The sequence below is a fragment of the Pseudomonas sp. BRM28 genome (assembly GCF_002939405.1).
Taxonomy (GTDB): Bacteria; Pseudomonadota; Gammaproteobacteria; order Pseudomonadales; family Pseudomonadaceae; genus Aquipseudomonas; species Aquipseudomonas palmensis.
This window is the reverse complement of the sequence record NZ_PEFV01000001.1, coordinates 1,948,675-1,968,390: the sequence shown is the minus strand read 5'-3', so window position 1 is coordinate 1,968,390 and position 19,716 is coordinate 1,948,675. Positions and strand designations below refer to the sequence as shown.

Sequence of the window (19,716 nt, the reverse complement as noted above, 5' to 3'; positions counted from 1 at the left end):
ACTCAATCTCGCCCTTATACCGGCATCTGCATGATGTCTTGATACGCCTGCACCAGCTTGTTGCGCACCTGGGTCAAGGCCTGGAACGACACGCTGGCCTTCTGCGAGGCGATCATCACGTCGGTAAGGTCGACGCCGCTCTTGCCGATCTCGAAGGCGTTGGCCAACTGGGTGGACGCCTGCTGGGTATCGCTGACCTTGTTGATGGCCTGGCCAAGCATGTCGGCAAAACCGCTCGAGCCAAGCTCTGGCGCAGGGGCAGCCTTCGACATCGACATGGCGTCCGCCTGCATGGCCCGCATGTCCAACATCAATCGATTAAATTCAACACCTTGGCTCATTGACTCTTCTCTCCGACGACCCGCATTTTTTTGACACTACGCAGCGGACAGGCAGAACTTAGCAACAAGAGTGCCAGCTCTACCCACAGGACCAACAAAAACGACCGGTTACGGCGTCACACGCCGCTGGCGTAGAGACTCGCCTCCACATCCAGGCCGGCATCACGCATCTGTGCCAGCTTGTAGCGCAAGGTGCGCGGGCTGATGCCCAGACGCTCGGCAGCCTCCTTGCGGCGCCCGCGCTCGGCGCGCAGGGTATCGATGATCACCTGGAACTCGTGGCGGCGCAGGTCATCCCCCAGCCCGGCTGGTTCGGACGGCTCGGCCAGCACCGGCACCGGCTCTACGGGCGATGTCGCCAGCAGCGGCAGCACCCCGGCCAGGCAGAAGTCCGCCGCCTCGATCACCCCGCCCTGCTGCAGGATCAGCGCCCGCTGGATGGCGTTGTCCAGCTCGCGCACGTTGCCCGGCCACGGATAGCCTTGCAGGCAGGCCTGGGCCTGGGCCGACAGGCGCACGGGGGCATGCTTCATTTTATTGACGTGTCGCGCCAGCAGACGCTCGGCCAGCGGCAGAATGTCGGCGCTGCGCTCGCGCAGCGGTCGCCAGGCCAGCGGGAACACCGACAGGCGATAGAACAGGTCTTCGCGAAACCGCCCCGCCGCCACTTCGCCGGCAAGGTCGCGGTTGGTGGTAGCGACCACGCGGATGTCCAGCGCGATCGGCTTGCGCCCGCCTACCCGCTCGACCTCGCGCTCCTGCAGCACTCGCAGCAGCTTGGCCTGCAGCCCCAGCGGCATTTCGGAAATCTCGTCGAGCAGCAGCGTGCCACCGTCGGCCTGCTCGAACTTGCCTGGCTGGGCGGCTATCGCCCCGGTGAACGAGCCCTTTTCATGTCCGAACAACGTGGCTTCGAGCATGTTGTCGGGGATGGCGGCGCAGTTGATGGCCACGAATGGCTGGTCGGCACGCAGGGACTGCTGGTGAATGTAGCGCGCCAGCACCTCCTTGCCGGTGCCCGATTCGCCGGAAATCAGCACGGTGGAATCACTGCGCGCCACCCGCGCGGCCAGTTCGAGCAACTGCGCACTGGCAGGCTCGCGCGCCACCGGACCGTCGGCGTCCGCGCCGCTGGCAACGCCAAGGGCATGACGGGCCACCAGGTCGAGCAATGCGCGTGGCTCGAAGGGCTTGACCAGATAGTCCGCAGCGCCCTGGCGCATCGCATCCACTGCACGCTCAACGGCAGCGTGCGCGGTCATCAGCAGCACCGGCAACTGCGGCTGGCGGGCCCGCAACGCGGCCAGCAACTGGTGGCCGTCCATTCCCGGCATGTTGACGTCGCTGACCACCAGGCTGAAGGGCTGACTGGCCGCCACTTCCAGCGCTTCTTCGGCCGAGCCCACTGCATGATAGGCAAAACCGCCCAGCTCCAGGGTATCGGCCAGGGCCTGGCGCAGTACGCGGTCATCCTCGACCAGCAGAACCTTGATCGCCCTCATGCCGTTGCCTCCAGCGGTGCGCCGATCAGCGGCAGGGTCACCAGCGCGCAGGTACCGCGCCCGGGGCGCGAGCGTAGCTGCACGGTGCCCTGGTGTGCTCGGGCAACCGCCATCACCACCGCCAGGCCAAGCCCGGTGCCAGTGGCCTTGGTGGTCAGGAACGGCTCGCCCAGGCGCGCCAGCAATGCACTGTCGATGCCCGGCCCGGCATCGCTGATGCACAGGCGCAGGCTTTGCCCGCGACGATACAGGTGTACCTTGAGCCGAGCAGCGCCGGGCGCGGCCTGCAGGGCGTTTTCAATGAGATTGAGCAGCGCCCCCACCAGGGTGTCGCGGTTGCACAGCAATTCGCCCAGGTGGCTGTCGCACTGCCAGCGCACAGCATGCCCCTGTACATGTACCTGCGCGGCCTGCTGCAGCGCCTGGAACAACGCCTTGGGGGTCACGCGGTCGGTCAGCGGCAGTTCGCCGCGGGCGAACACCAGCATGTCGCGTACCTGGTGCTCGAGTTCGTGCAGACGCTCCTTAAGGCTGCCGGCAAAACGCTGACGGGTGTCCAGCGGCAGGTCCTGCTCGGCCAGGTGACTGGCATACAGCAAGGCGGCCGACAGTGGCGTGCGGATCTGATGCGCCAGCGAGGCCACCATCCGCCCCAGGGTCGACAGGCGCTCGTGCCGAGCCAGCTGGCTTTGCAGGTGGCGGGTTTCGGTGAGATCGGTCAACAGCACCAGCTGGCCCGGCTCGGCATCCAGCGAGCGGGTAGCGATCGACAGGCGGCGACCATCGCGCAGCGACACTTCGTGGCCGTCGTCCTCGCGCGGCGCAAAGCTGCGGGCGATCACCTGACGCCACAGCTCGCCCACCAGCGGCTGACCCAGCAGTTCGACGGCGGCCGGGTTGGCCTCGCGCACGCGGCCCTGGCCGTCGATCACGATCACCCCGCCGGGCAACAGCGACAGCAGGTTCTGCAGGCGGTTGGCCAGTCGCTCCTTCTCCGCCAGCTCCGCCATGCGCTGCGCACTGACCACGGCCAACTCCCCCTTGAGCTCGGTGACACGGGCCTCGAGCAGGTTGTAGGACTGGCTCAGTTGGGTCGACACCTGGTCGAACAGGGCAAACGCCTGCTCGAGCCCCTGACGACTCTGCTGTTCGGCGGCGTCAGAACGCCTGGGCTCGGCGGCGGGGATGTGGGCGGCGTGGGGCATGGGTTGCTCTCTCGCATGGCTCACCGTCATAAAACGGTATGTTGCCAGCGGTATAGCAATAGACGTGCCGGATACTTTGACGGGGGGTTGCCAGCAGCAGCGGCGCGCCGCCCAAAGCCAGCAAGGGCAGGCTTTACAGCCCTGTGGAAAATAGGGGTATTGCGTTCGGCAGGCCCCGGTCGGGGCCTGCCGGCAGGAAGCAGGCGTCAATCCTCCGCCTGTTCGTCTCCATCGCGACGGCTCATGCCGTACTTGCGCATTTTTTCCACCAGCGTGGTGCGGCGGATGCGCAGGCGCTCTGCGGCACGCGCCACGATACCGTTGGCATCGTCCAGCGCCTGCTGGATCAGGCCCTGCTCGAGGCTGCCCAGGTAGTCCTTGAGGTCGAGACCTTCGGGCGGCAACATCGCATGGTTGCTGAAATTGGGCGTATGGCCGTTGATTGCCACGCGCTCTTCCAGGTCCGAGCGCAGGCTGTCGACCAGTTGCTCGTCTTCATCATCGACGTAGCGGAACTTCTTCGGCAGCTCGGACACGCCGATCACGCCATACGGGTGCATGATCGCCATGCGCTCCACCAGGTTCGCCAGCTCGCGCACGTTGCCCGGCCAGCCATGGCGGCACAGCGACATGATCGCGGCGGAATTGAAGCGGATCGACCCCCGCTTCTCGTGCTCCATGCGCGAGATCAACTCGTTCATCAGCAGCGGAATGTCTTCGACCCGCTCACGCAGCGGGGCCATCTCGATCGGGAACACATTGAGGCGGTAGTACAGGTCTTCGCGAAAGCTGCCCACCTCGATCATGCTCTCGAGGTTCTTGTGAGTGGCGGCGATGATGCGCACATCGATGCTCTGGGTCTTGTTGCTGCCCACACGCTCGAAGGTGCGTTCCTGCAGCACGCGCAGCAGCTTGACCTGCATCGGCAGCGGCATGTCGCCGATTTCGTCGAGGAACAGGGTGCCGCCATTGGCCAGCTCGAAACGCCCGGCACGGCTGGTGATGGCGCCGGTGAACGCCCCCTTCTCGTGACCGAACAGTTCGCTTTCGAGCAGCTCGGCCGGGATCGCGCCGCAGTTGACCGGCACAAACGGCGCTTCACGGCGCTTGGAATGGTAGTGCAGGTTGCGCGCGACCACTTCCTTGCCGGTACCCGACTCGCCGAGGATCAGCACGCTGGCGTCGGTGTCGGCCACCTGCTGCATCATCTGGCGCACATGCTGGATGGCGCGGCTGGTACCGACCAGGCTACGGAACAGGTTGGGCTCGCGCTGACGACCGCGCTCGCGGGCCTGGTCGTACATCTCGCGATACACCTGGGCACGGTGCAGCGAATCGAGCAGCTTGCTGTAGCTGGGCGGCATCTCCAGGTTGGAAAGCACCCGGCGGCGCAGGTCCTCGGGCAACTCGGCAGAAGATATTTCACCCAACAGCAATACCGGAAGGAACTCATCCCAGGCAGCCACGGTCTTAAGCAAGCCCAAAAGGCTTGCCGGAGCGTTCACGGTGCCGACCAGGACACAGAGTACTTCACGGCTGGATGACAACGACTGAACGACCTGCTGCCAATCGTGGCTGGAGCAGGAAAGATTTTCTTCGCCAAGAAAATTCAGCACCACCGCCAGGTCGCGGCGGCGAGCGTCATCGTCATCGATCAGGAGAATTTTGGTTTCACGCCACATGCAATCGAAACTTCCCTAGTCAACTCGACACCCAATGTGGGCATGCTCGACATCCATTCCGACTGGAGCGGTCAGTGATCGGACGTCTGAAATTAGAAAACAGCCACTAGTTAAGTCAAAAAATCGTACACAGTCAAATTTATGGCGCACTGCATTTTCGAACCGTCCAGCGTCAGCTGAACAGATGGTATACCTTTGCGGCGTTTTTCGCTTGGCGGATCTGCGTCATCTCGTCGACTATTGTTTGACGTTCACCACTTGCAACATCAATTAGTTGGCGGTAGACGTCGAGCAATTCCTCAAGACTGGTGCGCAGAACCTGTTCGTTGGTCGATGCCTCGGCCAGTACGTCCTCGACGCAAACACGGCAGCTCAGGTCCAGTTCGGTGATCGTTTCCCAGTCGCGGCTGGCCAATGCCCCGAGCAGGGCTTCGCGGGTTTGTTCGATACGTTCGAGCACGGCACTCATGGCGTTCTCCTAGACGTCGGCGACCTGATCGCCGATCGCGTCCCAACCTTCCTTGACGGTAATCAGCAGGCGTGCGACTTCATTGAGGATCTCCGGGTCGTTCTGCACGTTGGCCTCGACCAGGCGCCTGCTCATGTAGGCGTACAGCCCATCGATGTCGGCCAGCGCCTCGGCCTGGTTTTCGAGGTCGAGCCCTTCGCGCAGACCGCCGATGATCCCGATGGCCTTGCCGATCAGGATGCCCTTCTGGGCCAGGTCATTGCGCGCGATTGCACCTTTGGCCTGCGCGATGCGATCCAGCCCGCCCTGCATGAGCATCTGCACGAGACGGTGCGGGCTGGCCTCGGAGGTCTGCGCCACGCCGTTGACTTTCTGGTACTGCCGAAGGGCCAACATAGGGTTCATGTTCTACCTCGTAACAAACGAAAAGGTTCATATACCGCCTGTATCGCCTGCGGGTCAAAAAACTTTAACCCCGAAAACGAAAAGCCCGGAGCACCCGAAGGGGTGCTGCCGGGCTTTTTTGCGGCCCCTGCTATCAGGAGTTCTTCTGCTGCGCTTCGATCGAGGCGAACATCGAGGCAATGTTCTTGCGCTGCGCCTCGAGCTTGCCGACCAGGGTATCCATGGCCACGTAGCGTTTGGTCAGCGACTCGGTCAGCGACGCAATGCGCCGATCCAGGGCCTCCTGCTGGTTCTCGAGGTCTTTCTGCAGCCTGTCCAGGCCGTTCTTGCGCGAGTCGAGAATGCCACCGGTCTGCAGGTACGGTTCGATCGCCTTGTTCATGTGCGCGAACACGCCATTTTTACCGGTGAAGAGCTCCTGCACGTCGGCACCGAGCTTCTTGTCCTTCATCGCTGCGTCGTACTTGACGGAGTTGAACTCGAGGGTACCGTCCTTCTGGGTGTTGATGCCCAGCTGGCTGAGGGTGGTCAGGCGGGTACCGTCCGACTCGGTCGCCAATTGGCTGCGCAGGTCGCTCAGCAGCGAACGGGTGGTCGGGTCGTTGGTCAACGGGCCCAGCACTGTGTTGCCATCGGCATCCTTGCTCACGGAGGTCAGGTTGGTGACCGCCTTGATCAGGGTGTTATAGGCATCGACATAGGCCTGCACCGATTTTTTCAGGCCATCGGTGTTCTCGCCCACCGTAACCTGTACAGCCTTGCTGTCGTCGGTGCCGGTTGCCTGAAGCAGGTCCAGGCTGATGCCACTGATGGCACCGGTGACGGTGTTGCTCTTGCTCGTGACCGGCAGGCCGTCGACGTACAGTTTTGCATCCTGGGCCGGCTTACCGATGTAGCCGGCACCGTCACCATTCATCTCCACGCCCGGCGCAATCTTGAGCGCGTCGATGGTGCCGTCGACGGAAATGTCCGTACCCTCACCGGTCTTGGTCGAACTGAACACCAGGCGCGAACCGTCTGCACCATTGACCAGGTTGGCAGTGATGCCTTTCTCGGACAGCGACGAGTTGATGGTGTCGCGCACGGACTGCAAGGTTGCACCAGGGCCGACCTTGACGGTGTGGGTGACACCGTCCTGGGTAATCAGCAGGTCGCCTTCGGGAATCGGCGTGGTGGCGCCGGTGTCGAAGTTCTGGCTGGCCACCTTGGACGAGGTGGCCAGGTTGTCGACACGGATCGTGTAGGTACCAGGCACCGCGGTATTGTTAGAGGTTGCCTTGATCGCGGCGTCGTTGCTGGACGTTGCCGCATAGGCATTGAACGACGGCGCGAGGGGATCATTGAGCTTCTTCATCGCCGCCTGATAGACAGACAGCGCGCTCTTGAGCGATGCGACACCAGAAAGCATGGCCGAGTTGTTGGCAGTCTGGCGTTTGATCTGGTTGGCTTTCGGATCGGTTTCAGACGCCACCAGCGTGCTGACGATCTTGTTGATATCGACCCCAGAACCCAGACCGGTGCCCGGTAAAATTGAACTCGCCATTGCTATTCCCTCTTGGTTGCGCGCCGCCCCTAGCCGATCAAGGCTAGCGAACGTGCTGCTCGGACGCCAGCATCAGACCTTGGCGTTGAACAGCAGGCTGTTAACATCGCTCAGACTGTGGGCAATTCTCAACGCCTCTTCCGAAGGAAGTTGGCGGATCAGCTCACCGGTTTCACTGGCGATGACTTTAACTACAATTCGGCCGGATTCTTCATCCGTGGAAAATTCGAGATTGCGACGCGACGAGGCGAGAAACTTCTCGATGTCCTTGAGCGCGTTCTTGACCTTCTCAGCTTCGGTCAGGCCGCTGTCGGCGCTTTCCTTCGCTGGCTTGATGGATTCGACAGCCTCCACGGGCTTGACCGCAGGGCGCTCGGTGGGCTGCTCCACAGGCTTTGCAGCCTGGTAGGACAGGTTCAGCTTGACGCTCATATCCATGCCAACCACCTCTCAATGCAAAAGGCGGGGGAGCGCCACAGGTGCACTCCCCCGCCGATAACCATCAGGCGATTACTGAAGCAGTTTCAGTACGGCGGATGGCAGTTGGTTGGCCTGGGCCAGAACCGAAGTCGAAGCTTGTTGCAGAGTCTGCTGCTTGGTCAGCTGAGCGGTCTCGGCAGCGAAGTCGGTATCTTGTACACGACCACGGGCAGCGTCGGCGTTTTCGTTGATGTTCTGCAGGTTGTTGATGGTGCTGGTCAGACGGTTCTGAACGGCACCCAGTGCAGCACGGCCTTCACCGATGGTCTTGACCGCGGCATCGATCGCGTCCATTGCGGCCGAGAAGTTGGTCTCGGCAGCGGCGCTGTCGCTACCGACGATGGTGATGGCGTCGGTGATACCCAGGTCGCTGGCCAAGTATTCTTGGGTCAGGTCGATTTTGATCTGGTTAATGCCACCAGTTTCCGAACCAACCTGAAAGGTCATTTCGCCGGCCTTGCCGTCAAGCAAGTTTTTGCCGTTCAGTTGGGTGGACTGAGCGATACGGGTCAGCTCGTCACGCATTTGAACGAATTCAGCGTTCAGCGAGACACGGTTGTCCGCGTCGTTCGAGTCGTTACGTGCTTGCAGAGCCAGTTCACGCATACGCTGCAGGATGTTGACCTGCTCTTGCATCGCGCCTTCAGCGGTCTGGGCGATCGAGATACCGTCGTTGGCGTTTTTGATCGCCATGGTCTGACCGCGGATCTGCGAGGTCATACGGGTAGCGATCTGCAGGCCAGCGGCGTCGTCTTTGGCGCTGTTGATTTTCAGGCCGGAAGACAGGCGAGTCATCGAGGTGCTCAGGGCGTCGGAAGCGCGGTTCAGGTTTTTCTGAACGTTCAGCGACGTGACGTTGGTGTTTACGGTTAATGCCATGACGAATTCCTCGTTTGTGGGTATTGCGGCTTCCGGCCCTGGCAAGCGCCGGGTGTGGCCTAGAGAACCTTCGTAATAGTTATCGTCGTCTGTGCAGGTTGCTTTAGGGGTTTTTTGAAAATTTTTACTGGCACCCTGCCACTCCAATGAAATCAAGGGTTTGACGCCGGGTTTCTGGCCACTACGCCAGAGCCCAAGCAGTGGCAACCCTTCAAGGCAAAAAAAAGCGCCACCCTTAAGGCAGCGCTTCTGCGTACAGCAAGCCTTTTCAGTCCTGACGCTCGATGATAGCCGAACCCCACGACAGGCCCACACCAAAGCCGCTGAGTGCGACGCGCTTGTGCTGCGAACCCAGCACATGCTTTTCAAGCAGTAGCGGAATGCTCGATGAAACGGTATTGCCCGTCTCAGCCATGTCCTTGACGAAGCGCTCAGGCTCCCCGCCCTCGAACCGCTGGGAAACGGCATCGACAATGGCGGCACTTCCCTGGTGCAGGCAGTACAGGTCGATATCGTCGGCCTGCAGATGGCTGACGTCCAGCAACTGCTGCAAGTGAGCAGGCACCTTGACCAGAGCGAAGTTGTAGACCTGACGACCGTTCATGAAGAACTTGCCATCTGTGGTACGCAGAAACTCGGCGCCTGCGCCATCCGTGCCGAAAAGAGACTTGCCCAACTGCCAGTCTGCCTCCTCCCCCATCCATGTCACCGTTGCAGCATCACCAAACAGCATGGTGGTATTGCGATCCTCGGGGTCGACAATCTTCGAATACGGGTCGGCAGTGATCAACAGCCCGTTCTTCAAGCCGGCAGCCTCCATGAAGCCTTTCATGGCATACAAGCCGTAGACATAGCCGGAACATCCCAGAGAGATGTCGAAAGCAGCGACATTGGTCGGCAGACCCAGCTTGTGCTGGACGATGGCAGCTGTGTGCGGCAGGCCCTCAGCATCGCCATTCTGGGTGACAACGATCACGACGTCGACAGAGGCCGGGGTCAGTGCGGGATTGTTGGCGAACAGGGCCTTGACGGCCTCGACACACAAATCGGAAGTTTCCTGGCCAGCACCCTTGCGCGGCAGGAAAGTCGAGCCGATCTTGCCAAAGATGAAATCCTGATCCTTGCCGAATTTCGCGCCTTGAGCGTAATTGTCCAGCCCTTCAGCCGGCACGTAACTGGCGATACTTTTAATGCCAATCATATGGCTTCCCAATTCAGAAAAAGCAGATTTCCACTGTGTTCCACGAAGACCCGCCAGCTATTCCAAGCTTCTGGCAGTGCCACCCGCAGGCTCAGTTGCTCCCGGTTACGGGAATGATAACAGTGAAGATGCCCGTCGTGACTCACAAGTCACGCGCTTTTATCGAATCGGTTGCCGATACGATCAGATACCGCACGCGGCTCATCCGAAGCCGGGTATGTGCAGGCGCCGGGTACGCCGGGAGAAACAGTGCTGTTGAAGCCAGCCTGATCTCCCAGCGGGAAGGGTGCCCATCTATGACAAATACACGACTCGGGCGCATAGGAGCGCCCTTGGCACCCGCAATCGATCGATTCGTTGCGGCCATTACAGATTGCCCGGCCTCAATGAAGTGACGGCAATCAACCGCGCACCTGTGGTGCAGCGGGTAACGTGAAGCATCGGCTACTAGCTCGCCTGCCCCTTGGTGAAGGTCAACAACTTCTCCAGCACATCATTCACCACAGCTTCACGCCCTTCCATAGCTGCCAACCGCTGCACGGCATCATTCAATCGACGGATGTCCTCCGGAAACTGGGTGAAGCTGTAAATCTGATCACTGCCTGACACCTTGCCGTTCTCGAACTTTTCGACAGCCTTGATCATTCTGCTGGGGTACTGATGCAGGAAACGTTCATCTTTCACGAAAACCGCCAGGAAGTCGTTCCATACATCTTGGTGGAATCCTCGTAGCGGAAGTCACCGACACTGAGTCGAGCCTGCACGCTCCAGTGTTGCGCATTCGGAATACATGCCACCACACAACTGCCCGGCGCACTGGCTTCACGGATTTTCTGCAGCAGGTGCCATGGGTCGTACAGATGTTCAAGTACATCCCCGAAGACCCAACAGTCTGCCGCCAGATCGCCAGCGAGCAATTCAGTGCAGGCGTTTTCGATATTCATGTCGAGAACACGATCACAGTGTTCACGGGCCAGCTCGGCATAGCTCGGATCGATCTCGATTCCCGTGTAATGTACGTGCGGGTTGAGTTTTTTATATTCGCGTGCGAGCGCACCCGAACTGCATCCGATCTCCACAACTCGCCTGGCATTGACAGGCATCAGCTTGAGCAGGTCCGGGTTATGAAACTGATGAACCGGGGTTTGTTTTTGCACAGTGGCCTCCTGGGGCTTGCGAGTGCCTGCTACGGCATACTTGTCTTGGTAGCGCCGAAAGCTCTCGCGCCACGCGGGGGAGCCAAATGCCCCTCCGCTTTCATGAACGACGCTCAACGGCCACGTGCCCATGCTCAACCCGCTCAGCTCCGCCGAGCGACAGAAATCCATGTCGTAAAAGTGAAATTCAAACTGCTCGTCAAAGCGCACATTGCCCTGTTCCAGCCGCTCGCTGTCCGCAGCAAGCAACAGCCCATCGAGCAGTTTGCAGGGCTGGGGCACTGGCCCGAAATTGGAGACCGCACAAGGGAAACCCTTGCCATGCCCGACGATCCCGCTCAGGAAACACTTCTGATCCCAGGTAAACTTGTCATCAATAAAAGCCCACGCGGACTGCCCCTCGACACGCCGAGTGTTACCAGCCAGCCCGATAATATCGAAGGCTGCAACCGCTTCGCGTACACGCTCGCTCCACATAAAGTCGCACAGGTGTACGTCGTCATGAACGAACACCAGAATGGCGGGATCGCCCCTGGCCTCATCAATGACGCGGTTGTAAATCGTCGAAAGCCCCTGGGTATTCTCTGCAAACAGCCGGATATCCACAGGATTGGCCGCCTGGTGGATCTGCAAGGATCGGCCAAGAGCGGTCTTTGTGGAGAACTCCTGCTCGGAAACGCGCGTTCCACATACAACTCGAATAGGTTTCATGCAGGCACTTAGTTATTTAATTATGACAAGGCTGCCCGGTAAGCGACGCACCAGCATCCGCAGAACCGGGTACCGAGTGAAGCACGATCCGAGCCCCTCCAAGCACAGAGAGACCCAGGGCAAATCACACCAACACGCTTACAGCTTCGCCACCCAGGCCAACTCTCCCCCAGGGCTCAACTCTTCGTCGAATGCACGACCGGTGAAAGCCTGCGGCCACCGCTCAGCCAACCCCAGGGCAACGCTGGTATCCGGTACCGACTGCTTTACGACGCGCACCTGGGCCTGTGGTGTCCACACCACCGCCAATCCTGCGCTCTGCACTTGCAGGCACAACTCGATATCCGCCCCCGGCATTGCCTGCAATCCACCACACTGTTCCAGCAGAACCTTGCTCACCATCAGGCAGGCACCGGAAACAGCCGCGCAACCACGCACGGCCGATTGCCACTGATCCGCGGTGCCCAGCCAAGGCGCGCCAACCCGCGGGCCGCTCAGTAGACCATAACCGGCATGGACCAGGATCGAATCGTCACTGTACAGCGCGCCGCCCACAACGCCGACTTCCGGGCGCTGGGCTTCGTTGAGCAACCCTTCTAGCCAGGCTGGGCTGATGACATCTGCACCCGCCGACAACAGCACCAGATATTCGCCCTTGGCCTGGCTCGCTGCCAGGTTGAGCAAGTCGCTGCGCGAGGCGCCGGGGGATGCGTTCACCACCCGTACCCGGTTGCCCAACCCGGGGAACTCGGCCGCTTCTTGAGTAATCTGATCGCCAGAGCACGCTACGATAACTTCGTAACGCGGGTAGCGCGTACGTTGCAGCACACTGGCCACACTTGCCTGCAAGGACGCACTGCCCTCCTCGCCCGCCACCAGGATGCTGACCAATGGCGTGCCGGCATGACGAAAATCGACCTGCAGGCCGGATACGCTGCCTTCACTAACGTGCCCACGATAGCCCAACTGCCCCAGATGCCGTTCGAGCACCACCTTGGCCTGGGCAGTCAATGCCGGCGAAGATTGTTCGCCAAGCACCAGATAATCATCCAGATGAGCCAGGCAAGCCAGACCATGGGTCTCGACCAGACGCAATAGCAGGTCAAGCTCGACGGCATCACGCTGGGCGTCGCTGTAGCCTCCCAGCTCGAGCACCGCCTGGCGTCGCATCAGCCAGTGGCGCGACATCAGTGCAGGTTGCCCACGTAGCAGGTCCAGGTCGGCACCTGGACGTACCACACTGTTCAGGCGTCCTTGCTCATCGCGCTGAACCTCGTTGGCACAAATAGCCTGACAAGCCGAAGCGCCGGCCAACTCCAGTGACAGATGCAGCAAGCCCCCCGCGAGCAGTTGCTCGCCAGCCTGCAGCAGCAACAGCCACTCACTCGGCAACTGGCGCACCGCATGATTGAGGTGGGCGACCCAGTTGTCCTGCGTAACCTGAATGAAATGCAAAGTGTCACGCGCGGTAGTGATAACCGGCGGCTTGCCAGCCTTGAGGACCAGCAGCTTGAAATTGCGCAGGCCGCTGGCAAGCAGGCTGTCGAAAGTAGCTTGCAACGCGATATCGTTATCGGCCAGGTCCAACACCACAAAGGCAATCTGAGTCGCCGGCGAAGGCTTCAGGCGCGCCAGGACACGCGCACGCGCGGCATCATCCGGCGTTGCGGCAGCCAGCTTCGCAAGCACCTTGCCCGAGGGCGTGGCGGCAAACCCCTTCTGCGGATCAAGCGCAGGGATCTGGGCCAGCCGCTCCAACCAGTCATTCATTTCGGCCGCACTGGCCTGATCGTCTTCACCGGTCAACGAAGCAGCCAGCCGCTGACAGACCTCACGATTGAAAAGGCCCAGTTCCAGCGCCTCCCAATAACGATGTTGAAGGGTTTCGGGTGCATCGTTGGGGTGAGCAAGCAACAGTTCGCGCTGGCGCACCCAACTGCCTTCCAGCGTGTTGTGCTGCTGCTCACCCACAGGCCAGGCATGACAGAGAAACTCCAGCCCGGTCAGAAACGAGAACAATGCACCATTGTAGTACGGCAGCTCGACAAACTGACGCGGCTCAAACAGACGCTCTGGGGCCTCTGTCACACTCATCCAGGATGAGGTAAAGAGCAGCGGTTGCTCCAGTGGAGCATAGGTGTTGCGGACAAAACGATCGAGCAGCGCAAAGCCTGCCTCATCGACGCACAGCCCGAAGGTGGCGGCATCCCACTGCCGCAATGCGCGAGCAGTTCGAGTGAAGCGCTCTTCCAAAGCAGCAAGTGGCAGCACGCTAGGCGCGTATTCCGAGACTACGTCGGTCTGATCAAGGGATTGGATCGTACCTTGCGCCAGCAATGCATAGGATAACGCCACCCTCCAGCCGGAAAAGTCCAGGTGCTCGGGTAACTGCGCCAGTGCCACCTGCAAGGCGCTGACCTGTAGTACCGCTCGCCAGGCAGACTGTGCGGCTTGAGCGTACTGGCCCAGGCGCGCGGTGGCACTCTCGGCAGACACGGGTTCCAAAGCAGCACCCAGCTTGTGATAGGCCACTTGCCCATTAGCTACCGCATACGCCAGTGCGTAACCCTGAGCACCAATTGAATGCGATGTAGCGCTCAAACACACTGCAGCGTTATCCAGGGCTGCGGGCAAAATGAAATCGGAATCCAGCGACAGCACCACCCATGGGGTAGTCACCTGCTGCAGTGCCTGAGCCAACCTCTGGCTGCAGGTCTGACTGCTGCTGACCAGCAATGACTCCAATGGCAAGCAAGGCACACCGGCCTGCTGGTAGAAGTGCTGTGCCCGTGCACGGTGATCGACCTGCTCATGTCCAAGCAGAACGACCGTTACATCACTGCGCGACCCGGTTCCAATTGTGTTCATAACGTACCTGTTTCAAATGATGGAGTCGGCGCCCGGCGTGACCGAGTGCCAGGATTCAGTCCGCCAGCCAGGCATTTGCCCAATGCTGGAGGTGCCGCTGTGTAAGCAGATAGTCTCGCAGTACCGCTTCACGCAGGGCATCACCCTGCTGGTAGCTGGCTTGTGGGTCAGACAGATGCATGCGAATTGCCTCCAGCCACTGTTCGGTCGAATTCTCGCGTACCCGCGTACAGGGCAGGTAACCACCGTAGGCCTTGGTCTCAGTGCAGATCACCGGGAAACCGCAAGCACCGTATTCCAGCAGGCGCAGGTTGCTCTTGCAGTCGTTGAACAGATTCTGCTCGAGCGGCGCCAGCGCCAGATCGAGGTTCAGGCCCGCCAGCTTCTGCGGGTACAGGTGCAGCGGCACGCCGGCATGAAACTCCTTGATGTAGGGACGCAGCAGTTGCGGGCACATGCCGAAGAACACCCAGTCGACCTCATTGGCCAAGGTCTTGACCACCTCGGCCAGCAGTTCGAGGTCGCCGCGGTGGCTGGTGCCGCCCGCCCAGCCGACACGCGGACGCGCCGACGTCTGGCGGCGCCCCTTCAGGCCGCCCCACAACGAGCGCGAGAGCATGTTGGGGACCACGCGAATATCCCGGTGCATGCTCGACAGCGCGTCGGCCAGCGGCTCGGTGGAGACCACCACCCGATCACACAGTGCGATACCGCGGCTGACCATTTCGCGCATGTTGCCGGGCATGTTGCGCCGGTGTTCATTCTTCTCGGGCACATCGATGATGTAGTCATCGATCTCGTAGATGCGCCGAGCCGAAGAAAGTCGCTGGATACGCGCCATCTCCTCGATCGAACCGGTGGTATAGCGGCACTGCAGGATGATCACATCGGGCTTGCAACGCTCAAGCTCCACCATGTTCGGCAGCACATAGTTCAACTGTCCCTGTATCCAGCCGGCCCGTTCCAGCTCCTTGAACGGCTGGCTGACGCGATAGTGTCCGACCGCAGTGGTGTTGATTGGCAAGGCCATGACAAAAGGCAGCACCGGCTGGATGAACGGTACCCACCCCTCGCGCAGGCCCGGCTCCAGATTGAAACTGGCCATGCGCAAGCTGAGGTTGTGGTTGTACGCCGGGTCATTGGCCACGCGCGGCAGCCAGCGCTCGTAGAAGCTGTCCTTGTGCTGCTCGTCCAGGGCCACCGTCTGCGAGGTGGCCTTGGCAACCACCGCAAAGGGAGTCCAGACGATCAGATAGCCATGGTCGCGCATACGCAGGCAAAGGTCGGCATCACTCAAGCCGGCCGAGAAGGTTTCGCCGTCCAGACCGCCAAGCTGGTCGAACAGCTCGCGACGTACCATCAGGCAGACGCCACTCACAGCGCTGTAGTTCTGCACGCAAGCCAACCGATTCATGTAGCCATTGGCGTCTGCGGGCAGGCCGAAAAACGGACTGCTGGCAAGGCCGTGCAGCCCCAGCACCAGGCCTGCTCCGGTCACGTTGCCAGTCTGGTTGCACAATTTTGGCCCGACGATGCCGACCTCCGGGCGCTGGGCCTGACCTACCAGTTCATCAAGCCATTGCGCGTCGAAAAACACGCAGTCCGAATCGAGCAACAGCAGGTAGCTGCCACGTGCCTGCAGGCTGGCCTGGTTGTAAAGCGCCGGGCCATTCGCCGAGGCTACCGGCACAATGCGCAACTGCTCGCTGCCAAGCCCCTGCATTGCAGCCAGCCAGCCTTGTACCGGCATCGACTCACGACCACTGACAGCAATCAGGATCTCGTAGTTGCGGTAGGCGGTGTGCTCGAAAATCGATTCGACGCAGCGCGTCAGTGCCTTTACGTCATCGCCTGCGGCAACGATGATCGACACCGCCGGCGTATCGGCATGTCGATACTGCACATGGGCAAACATCGAGCCTTCGCTGACCACCTCGGCCTCGACGCCCAGGCGTGCCAGATGCGCACGCAGCACCCTGGGTGCCTGTGCGGCACAGGCCGCTTCCCGCTGCCAGGCCTCATAGCCGTAGCGACATTGCACCAGCAGCTCGGCGACATGCCCCACCGCGCCCAACCCTTGACTCTCGACCAGTTTCCAGAGCATGTCGTGGGGAGCCAGCGACTCGAACTGCGGGTCGAAACCGCCCTGCTCACGCACCCGGGCGGTATCGAAGGCCAGCAGCCTGCCTACGTAGGGAACACTGCGCATCAGGTCCAGGTTGAAGTCCGGCTTGAAGATCGGCTGGCTGGGCTGCAGGTTGTCGTGGGTGCCTTCATCGGTGTACAGGCACGCGCAGTCGGGTTGCAATGCCATGCGCTCGGCCATGATGACCAGCGCATGCGGGTGCAGGCAGTCGCCTGCACGCAGCAGGAACACCCAGTCACCCGCCCCATCGCGGGCCACGCAGTCATTGAGCTGCTCGATGGCGTGGCCCTGGGCGTGCACCTGCACGAACTTGGGGTTCAACGGTTGCAGCGCTGCCGGGCCCAGCACGCAAATGGCCGCAGCGGCATAGGACTGTTGCTCCAGGCTGTCCAGCGTGGCCTTGAGTGCCACGCCATCGTCTTGGGCAGCGAGCACCAGCACGTCGATGCGCGGGCGACGCGGCCATTGCGCAATGCGCTTGGGCAGCAGGTCAAGCTGCGCCGCCGACAATACCCGACACCCCAGCCACTCGCCGTACAGCTCGGTGAAGCTCAGGCTGCTGGTGCCGACCTGTTGCTGAAAGCTGGCGACCTGGCGCGCATACAGGCGCGTCAGCTCGAACTCTTCCCAGGCCTTGTCTGCGCCGACGGTGTAGAGCTCCAGTGGAATGTGCCGCACCCAACCGCTGGCCGGCGCCGGTTCACTGGTGCGCGAGGCGAGCATCTGGCGCAACCACTCGCTTTCGGTAGCGAAAGCCAGGGTCATGCTGGGGTGATGGCTCAAGCGCCCGGGGTGAACGCGCTCCAGGCTGAGCATGGTGTTCAGATAAGCCAGATGGCCATGGCGCAGCAGGCAGATGAACAGTGCCTCGACCAGACGCGCGCGAAAGCCCTCGCCGTCCTGCACCAGTTGCGGCAGCAATGCCTGAACCTGGGCGCGGCGCACCAGGGCATGGCTGATGCCACCGAACAGGTTCGGCAGGCTGCTCTCCAGCGCCTCCAGCAAATCGCCGCCGTTGATCACCGCACTGCTGGGGGAAATCATGCAGTTGGCCGGGCGCATGGGCAGCAGCGTCTCGTCCGCCGCGCAGATCAGCCGATGGTGAACCAGCACATTCACATCCGGGCAGTCGAGCATCACCTGTACCGACTGAGCGATGCAGTCACTCACCAGCCAGTCGTCGTCGCAGAGAAACTTGATGAATTCACCCTGCGCCTGCTCCAGGCACATCAGCACATTGCGCGAAAAGCCAAGCGTCGACGGGTTGCGCACATACCGCAGCGCGCACGTGGCCTGGCCTGCCCACAGGTCGAAAATCGCCTTGATCTCGTCACCCTGGCTGTCGTCGCACACGACCACTTCCACGTTGGCATAACGCTGGGTAATGGCACTGTGCAGGGCACGACTGAAGAACTCGGGGTTGAACGCGGGGATGGCGATGCTGACGAGCGGCAGTTCGTTCATTGGGCTGGACCTGGAGAAAACCCCGGGGGCGGCTGAGCGCCCCCGGGTGGGTAGTGCGAGAAAGGGTCAATCAGAGCCGGTTGAACAGCCCGAGCGCGGCCAGCTTGCTGAAGGCCAGTTGCGAGGCTTGCAGCATGTTCTGCTGAAGCGTGAGACGGATCATCGTCTCGGCAGGGTCGGCGTTACGGATCGAGTTCTGCGTGATGGTGTTGGCCGACTGCAAGGCTTCGTTGGTTTCTGCCTGCACATCCAGTGCCGCACCGCGCCCACCGATGGAGCTGATGGATTCGGCGATCTTGTCCGCTGCACTGGCCAGGTTGGAGATAGCCGAATCCATCGACGCGAGGAAGTTGCGGCGGGCTGCCGGATCGTTGTCGACAGGTGTCAGCAGCGCGGTGCGCAACTGATGGATGGTGTCGAGCACGTTCTGGTTCTGGTGGTTGTTGACCTGCACCGAGTACTGGTCGCCATCTTTCGGAGTACCAGTGAAGGTGAAGTCGACGCCGGCCACACGGGTCGGGCTGACGGTGGTATCACCGCTGCCCACAGGACGGCTGTCGGCAGTCATCGGCTGCGCATAGACATCGAACGTGGTGTCGCTGGTGAACTTGACGATCGCACCGCCACCGGGGAACGCAGCGTCGTATTTTGCCTTGTCCGCGATCGACAGGCCGCTGAGCTGGCCGTCGGGCGACACGTTGCCGGGGCTGCGGGTGCCGGTGATTTCGTCGGGCTTGGAAGCGAGGGTGAACTCGTGCCCGCGCACCGCGTCGTCAGCGGCGGTGGGGTCGGTCAATTCGTCGCCCTGCAGGCCGACTTCCATGCGGATGTCGACGCCGCGGAAATTGATGGTGGTGTTGCCGCCCTTCGGGTTGAAGACCCCGCCATTGGTGGCTTCCAGGGTACGGTCGACGTTGTTGACGTCGGTGATCTTGAATTCGGTGGCGCTGACGAACTCGATCTTGTACGGCTCGCCGCTGCGGAACAGGTCGTTGTAGGTCGAGCTGCCGGAGACCTGGCCATTGGACAGGTTGACACGCACGTCGGCCGGGTTGGCAGGCGCGGTCATGGTGGTCTGGCTGCGGCTGGTGTTTAGCGCCTTCTGGAACACGTCGTAGCCGGTCTCGTTGGTGGCCACGCTGAGCATGTCACCGACCTGCAGGTTGGTGGTGCTCTGGTCGCCCTTGTACGAGTAGGTGCCATCGGCATTGCGTTCGAACGGCTGGGTGTCACCACGCGAACCCGAGAAGATGTACTTGCCGTTCTCGTCGCGGCTGTTCATCAGACTGAACAGTTGCTCTTCGAGCTGCGACAACTCCTGCTCGTTGGCCTTGCGATCGTTGTCGGTCATGTTGCCGCTGCCGGCGCCGATCGCCAGCTCCTTCACCCGCGACAGCACATTGGTGATGCTGTTGAGGGTGGCCTCGGAGGTGCCCAGGCTGGAGCGTGCACTGGAGATGTTGCCACTGTACTGGGTGATCAGGTTGTTCTGCTGTTCCAGTTGCAGCAGGCGCGCGGCACCGACCGGGTCGTCCGCGGCGGTACGTACGCGCAACTGGTCACTGGCCTGCTGCTGGGACTCCACGGCCTTGGCGAAGTTAGCCTGATAGTTGGAGGTGCTGGTCTGGTAGAACTGGGCGGTGGAAATGCGCACGATCTACGA

General features: G+C 61.3%; 16 protein-coding genes. 1 reads left to right on the top strand and 15 read right to left on the bottom strand.

From position 1 onward, the window contains the following. Positions 1-14: 14 nt before the first annotated feature. The 4 genes from fliE to fleQ form a co-directional block, all read right to left on the bottom strand. On the bottom strand, positions 15-341 hold the full coding sequence (gene fliE / locus CR917_RS09475; RefSeq protein ID WP_043861803.1) for a flagellar hook-basal body complex protein FliE: 327 nt from the start codon (positions 339-341) through the stop codon (positions 15-17). A gap of 116 nt (positions 342-457) precedes the next feature. Continuing rightward, positions 458-1,843 (bottom strand): sigma-54 dependent transcriptional regulator, encoded by a 1,386-nt coding sequence (locus CR917_RS09470; protein WP_104572215.1) that lies wholly within the window; start codon positions 1,841-1,843, stop codon positions 458-460. Continuing rightward, a complete protein-coding gene (locus CR917_RS09465) occupies positions 1,840-3,048 on the bottom strand; it encodes a PAS domain-containing sensor histidine kinase (protein ID WP_054915635.1) in 1,209 nt (402 codons plus the stop codon). Before CR917_RS09465 ends, CR917_RS09470 begins: the two co-directional genes overlap by 4 nt. Before the next feature lie 206 nt (positions 3,049-3,254). Next, positions 3,255-4,673, bottom strand: a complete 1,419-nt coding sequence (fleQ, locus tag CR917_RS09460; protein WP_235384250.1) for a transcriptional regulator FleQ — start codon at positions 4,671-4,673, stop codon at positions 3,255-3,257. Here fleQ and CR917_RS27670 point away from each other — a divergent pair. Further along, positions 4,620-4,808, top strand: a complete 189-nt coding sequence (locus tag CR917_RS27670) for a hypothetical protein (protein WP_229590459.1) — start codon at positions 4,620-4,622, stop codon at positions 4,806-4,808. The two genes, fleQ and CR917_RS27670, sit on opposite strands and share 54 nt — an antisense overlap. 94 nt (positions 4,809-4,902) lie before the next feature. Here CR917_RS27670 and CR917_RS09455 read toward each other — a convergent pair whose 3' ends face one another. From CR917_RS09455 to CR917_RS09405, 11 genes are all read right to left on the bottom strand, one after another. Further along, positions 4,903-5,199, bottom strand: coding sequence for a flagellar assembly protein FliT (locus tag CR917_RS09455; RefSeq protein ID WP_043861799.1), 297 nt, complete (start codon positions 5,197-5,199; stop codon positions 4,903-4,905). Positions 5,200-5,208: 9 nt separating this feature from the next. After that, positions 5,209-5,604 (bottom strand): flagellar export chaperone FliS, encoded by a 396-nt coding sequence (gene fliS, locus CR917_RS09450; protein WP_043861798.1) that lies wholly within the window; start codon positions 5,602-5,604, stop codon positions 5,209-5,211. Positions 5,605-5,737: 133 nt separating this feature from the next. Continuing rightward, positions 5,738-7,147, bottom strand: coding sequence for a flagellar filament capping protein FliD (gene fliD / locus CR917_RS09445; protein WP_104572214.1), 1,410 nt, complete (start codon positions 7,145-7,147; stop codon positions 5,738-5,740). A gap of 72 nt (positions 7,148-7,219) precedes the next feature. Further along, complete coding sequence (locus CR917_RS09440; RefSeq protein WP_043861796.1) at positions 7,220-7,585, bottom strand: flagellar protein FlaG; 366 nt, start codon at positions 7,583-7,585, stop codon at positions 7,220-7,222. 72 nt (positions 7,586-7,657) lie between these two features. Next, positions 7,658-8,506, bottom strand: a complete 849-nt coding sequence (locus tag CR917_RS09435; RefSeq protein ID WP_104572213.1) for a flagellin domain-containing protein — start codon at positions 8,504-8,506, stop codon at positions 7,658-7,660. Between the two features lie 268 nt (positions 8,507-8,774). Next, positions 8,775-9,707 (bottom strand): ketoacyl-ACP synthase III, encoded by a 933-nt coding sequence (locus CR917_RS09430; protein ID WP_104572212.1) that lies wholly within the window; start codon positions 9,705-9,707, stop codon positions 8,775-8,777. A 447-nt stretch (positions 9,708-10,154) separates the two neighbouring features. Beyond that, positions 10,155-10,391, bottom strand: a complete 237-nt coding sequence (locus CR917_RS09425; protein ID WP_104572211.1) for a hypothetical protein — start codon at positions 10,389-10,391, stop codon at positions 10,155-10,157. Next, complete coding sequence (locus CR917_RS09420; RefSeq protein ID WP_104572210.1) at positions 10,388-11,575, bottom strand: bifunctional 2-polyprenyl-6-hydroxyphenol methylase/3-demethylubiquinol 3-O-methyltransferase UbiG; 1,188 nt, start codon at positions 11,573-11,575, stop codon at positions 10,388-10,390. The genes CR917_RS09425 and CR917_RS09420 overlap by 4 nt, the downstream gene beginning before the upstream one ends. 138 nt (positions 11,576-11,713) lie before the next feature. Beyond that, entirely contained in the window at positions 11,714-14,443 is a 2,730-nt protein-coding gene (locus CR917_RS09415; protein ID WP_104572209.1) for a glycosyltransferase, read from the bottom strand. A 55-nt stretch (positions 14,444-14,498) separates the two neighbouring features. Further along, positions 14,499-18,053, bottom strand: a complete 3,555-nt coding sequence (locus CR917_RS09410; RefSeq protein WP_104572208.1) for a glycosyltransferase — start codon at positions 18,051-18,053, stop codon at positions 14,499-14,501. 70 nt (positions 18,054-18,123) lie between these two features. Further along, positions 18,124-19,707 carry a flagellar hook-associated protein 3 gene (locus CR917_RS09405; protein WP_104572207.1) on the bottom strand — a complete coding sequence of 528 codons (1,584 nt, stop codon included), beginning with the start codon at positions 19,705-19,707 and terminating at the stop codon, positions 18,124-18,126. Positions 19,708-19,716: the final 9 nt, after the last annotated feature.